Origin of the sequence: uncultured Gimesia sp. (genome assembly GCF_963972345.1) — a bacterium.
In the GTDB taxonomy this organism is placed as follows: Bacteria; Planctomycetota; Planctomycetia; order Planctomycetales; family Planctomycetaceae; genus Gimesia.
In genome coordinates this window covers 1-3,981 of the sequence record NZ_CAXAVM010000322.1, presented here as the reverse complement: position 1 = coordinate 3,981, position 3,981 = coordinate 1, and the positions used below count along the sequence as shown (strand labels likewise).

Annotated in this window: 4 protein-coding genes and 1 pseudogene; 3 read left to right on the top strand and 2 right to left on the bottom strand. The window is 56.9% G+C overall.

Annotation, left to right across the window (positions count from 1 at the left end):
• Positions 1 to 198 (top strand): hypothetical protein (locus AACZ40_RS28445; protein ID WP_339676986.1); only part of this gene is annotated, 198 nt, incomplete at its 5' end.
• 503 nt (positions 199 to 701) lie between these two features.
• On the opposite strand, the gene AACZ40_RS28440 is transcribed toward AACZ40_RS28445, so the two are convergent.
• Positions 702 to 1,697 (bottom strand): sugar phosphate isomerase/epimerase, encoded by a 996-nt coding sequence (locus AACZ40_RS28440; RefSeq protein ID WP_291166708.1) that lies wholly within the window; start codon positions 1,695 to 1,697, stop codon positions 702 to 704.
• 246 nt (positions 1,698 to 1,943) lie between these two features.
• On the opposite strand from AACZ40_RS28440, the gene purE reads away from it, so the two are divergent.
• Together purE and AACZ40_RS28430 are read left to right on the top strand one after the other, a co-directional pair.
• Complete coding sequence (purE, locus tag AACZ40_RS28435; protein ID WP_291166707.1) at positions 1,944 to 2,438, top strand: 5-(carboxyamino)imidazole ribonucleotide mutase; 495 nt, start codon at positions 1,944 to 1,946, stop codon at positions 2,436 to 2,438.
• Positions 2,435 to 3,574 carry a 5-(carboxyamino)imidazole ribonucleotide synthase gene (locus tag AACZ40_RS28430; RefSeq protein WP_291166706.1) on the top strand — a complete coding sequence of 380 codons (1,140 nt, stop codon included), beginning with the start codon at positions 2,435 to 2,437 and terminating at the stop codon, positions 3,572 to 3,574. The genes purE and AACZ40_RS28430 overlap by 4 nt, the downstream gene beginning before the upstream one ends.
• 26 nt (positions 3,575 to 3,600) lie before the next feature.
• Here AACZ40_RS28430 and AACZ40_RS28425 read toward each other — a convergent pair.
• Positions 3,601 to 3,981, bottom strand: a pseudogene (locus tag AACZ40_RS28425) (radical SAM protein); the annotation flags it as partial.

Here is a 3,981-nt window from a genome sequence, read left to right as displayed (position 1 = left end):
GCGCGACACGTTTTGGTGTTTATCGCTGTTGGCGCTGCGGGGTCAAGTGCAATTTGTTCCGGAGCGTCGGGTTTACTGATTGTATTCGCAGGTGAGTGGTTTGAGCAGTGGTATGCCCGGGTGGGGAGTTCTTTCAACACTGTTGGTGAGCCGACGGTGCTACACGGTCGCACTCATTATTGGTTTGTGGACGGATGATTTGATGCAGGAAAGTCGAACTGGATTGGCACTGTCGGGCAAGCCGAACAGTGGCACACCGGGTGGGAGATGGTTGGAAACATTGAGGACTGTTCGGGAGTTTTTTCTGTCAGTTTCCTGTTCGCTGCGCTCACCCCGAATTGCATTCGGGGCTACCCGGTTTTTGTGATCGAGTTCAATTAGGGTAAGTTAAAAATGGAAGGGGGAGGAACCGGGACTAACGTCCTGCGGCTAATTATGGATAGCTTGCGTCGGGTGGTAAGAGGGTGGATGTATATGGAGACATTCGAAAGATTTCTCTGACAGTTTCCTGTTCGCTGCGCTCACCCCGAATTGCATTCGGGGCTACCCTTCGATGTAGGAAAGCAGGAACTGATCGGCACAGTTGGGCCAGCCAACTGTGGCACCCGGGGAGAGATTTAATGAGTTGGTGCGCGTGAAAACAGGGAGAACGAAAGGCGCTCTCCCTGTTTCTTCAGATCGATCTAACCGAAGCTCTGAATTCAGTCTCCGAAGGCGCCGTCGAAGGCGATGTCGGAGGGGGCGAAGTCGACGTTCTTTGTGAACTGGCAGGCTTCGCGGGCACCCTGGTCGCGGTTCATGCCCATGTCTTCCCATTCGATGGAAAGGGGGCCGCCGTAACCGATGTCGTTGAGGGCGCGGATGATTTCTTCGAACCTGACACCACCACGGCCGACGCTGCGGAAGTCCCAGCCACGCCGCTGATCGCCGAAGGGCAGATGGCTGGTGAGAATTCCGGTGCGACCGTTGAGAGTGACGGAGGCGTCTTTCATGTGTGCGTGATAAATACGATCGGGGAAGTAGCGAATGAACTCGACGGGATCAACGCCCTGCCAGATGAGGTGGCTGGGGTCAAAGTTGAAGCCGAACTCTTCGCGATTGTCGAGGGCCTTCAGCGACATTTCCGCGGAGTAGATGTCGAATGCGATTTCGGTGGGATGGACTTCAAGGGCGAACTTGATGCCGCATTCCTGGAAGACGTCGAGAATCGGATTCCAGCGGTCGGCGAGGAGCTGGTAGCCGGCGTCGTACATTTCCCGGGGCGTGGGGGGAAAGTCGTAGAGCAGATGCCAGATGCTGGAACCGGTGAAACCGTTGACCACGCTGACGCCGAGCTTCTGTGCGGCGCGGGCGGTGTTCTTCATTTCTTCGATGGCCCGTTCGTTGACGCCGGCAGGATCGCCGTCACCCCAGACGTATTCGGGGAGGATCGCTTTGTGGCGGGCATCGATGTTATCGAGGACGGCCTGGCCGACGAGGTGATTGGAGATGGCGTAGAGCTGCAGGTCGTATTTTTCGAGGAGTTCCCGTTTGCGGTTGCAGTAGGTGTCGTCGGAAAGTGCTTTGTCGACTTCGAAATGGTCTCCCCAGCAGGCCAGTTCCAGGCCGTCATAGCCGAAATCCTGTGCTTTTTTGCACATCTCTTCCAGGGGGAGGTCGGCCCATTGTCCGGTGAATAATGTTACAGGGCGTGCCATAAGAAGATCCTTTCAAATTGTCACATCTGGAAATGAAGAAATCGTCTCTAACACTAGACCAGCGGACTCAGAATGTCAAACGAACGTGCACTTGTCGGCAGGAGCCTGCAAAAAAAGGGGATGGCAGACTCCTATCAGGTAAGGAAATTGAGTATTATCAGTGCCACAGCCATTCGAAATCACACAATCTTGCTTAAAAATTAACCCGCGTGCGGGCCGAGCGTTGTCTCAACAGGAAAGTCGATTATGTCAGAAAACCGTTCCCCGCTGGTGGGGGTCATCATGGGCAGTCAATCGGACTGGGAAACGATGAAAGAAGCCTCGACGATCCTGAAGGAGTTCGGGGTCGAGCATGAGTGCCGCGTGGTCTCGGCCCATCGTACGCCCGACTGGATGAACGAATACGCGAAGGACGCGGAGCAGCGGGGTCTGGAAGTGATCATCGCGGGGGCAGGCGGCGCGGCGCATCTGCCGGGCATGGTGGCTGCCCAGACAGTGCTGCCGGTTCTGGGTGTCCCCGTCAAGAGCCGGGCGCTGCAGGGGCTGGATTCGCTGCTGTCGATCGTACAGATGCCGGGAGGCGTACCTGTGGGCACGCTGGCGATTGGGGAATCGGGAGCGAAAAACGCGGCGCTGCTGGCGATACGGATCCTGGGAAATTCCCGTCCTGAGCTGCGAACGAAGATGCACGAATTCTGCAAGAAGCAAACTGACACCGTACTGGAAAATTCGGAACTATGAGTGAGTTGATCGCCCCCGGCTCAACGCTGGGAATGCTGGGCAGTGGCCAGCTGGGACGCATGTTTGCCATCGAAGCCCGCCGACTGGGTTACCACGTACATGTCTTTTCGCCCGAAAGCAAGACGCCCACCGGACAGGTGGCGGACCTGGAAATCGTGGGCGAGTATGATGATCTTGACGCGGTTGCGAATTTCGCGAAAAAGGTGGATGTGATCTCGTTCGAGTTCGAGAATGTGCTGTCAGTGACAACCGATGCCGCCTCTCAATTCGCGCCGGTTCGTCCGGGAGCCAATGTGCTGCATGTCGCGCAGAACCGGATTCGAGAGAAATCGGAACTGCGGGACGCGGGAATACCGGTAACGCCGTTCGCGGTGGTCAGGTCGGAGGAGGAACTGAAAACGGCATTGGCAGAACTGGGATGTCCGGCGGTGTTAAAGTCGGCAACTTCGGGTTATGACGGTAAGGGGCAGGTGAAAATTGATTCGCCGGAAGAAGCGGAAGCCGCGTGGAAGGAAGTCGGGGCGGAGGAAACGGTGCTGGAAGCGTTTATCGATTATATCTGCGAGCTGTCGGTCGTGGGTGTGCGGGGCCTGGATGGGGAGTTCGCGTTTTACGGGCCGATGAAGAATGACCATGCGAATCATATTCTGGATATTTCGGTGTTCCCCTCGGGCATGGGGGACGAAGTGAACCGCAAAGCCGTCGAAGTGACTCGAGCGGTCTTTGAGCATCTGGATGTGGTCGGCGTGTTGTGTGTTGAGTTCTTTTTAACGGGCGATCAGCGACTGATGATTAACGAAATCGCGCCGCGGCCTCACAATTCGGGTCACCTGACGATCGACGGGCATGTGACGTGTCAGTTCGAACAACAGGTGCGGGCGATCTGTGGTCTGCCTCTGGGTTCGACGAAGTCACTGGGACCATCGGCGATGGCGAATCTGCTGGGGGATCACTGGGAACCGGGTCCGCCCGACTGGACGGCGCTGCAGCAGTTTCCTGACGTGAAAGTGCACCTGTATGGTAAACAGGAGTCGCGAACTGGTCGCAAGATGGGGCATTTGACGGCGCTGGCGGAGACTTCCGAAGCAGCAGTTCAACGGGTCAAGGACGCGCGGGCCGCGATTTTTCACGGCTGAGTTCTCCCGGTTGATTTTCCACGGAACTATTTGCCGCGGACGTTGCCCCAGAGTTCGATGTGCATCCTTCGGGTGACCTGGCAGCCCAGCTGCGCGGCGACTTCTTCGATCCAGGGCATCCGTTCAGCCAGCATTTCCGCAGTAATGCCCTGGGGCATGAGATAAACGTGTGCGCGATCGATTTCGGGATAGCGGATCAGGTAGTCTTCGATTTCGGCGATGTCTTCGCGCTGGTCAACGACGAACTTGATCTGGTAGGGATGTCGCTTGATCAGCTCATGGATCACCGTGGGCTGATCGCGGCGGGCATCGTGACGGTGGGCCCAGGCGGGATCTTTGACGGGGATGGAATTCGAAAGCTTGGGGCTGATCGACATCAGGTCGGCATGCACGTCGCTGAGAATGGT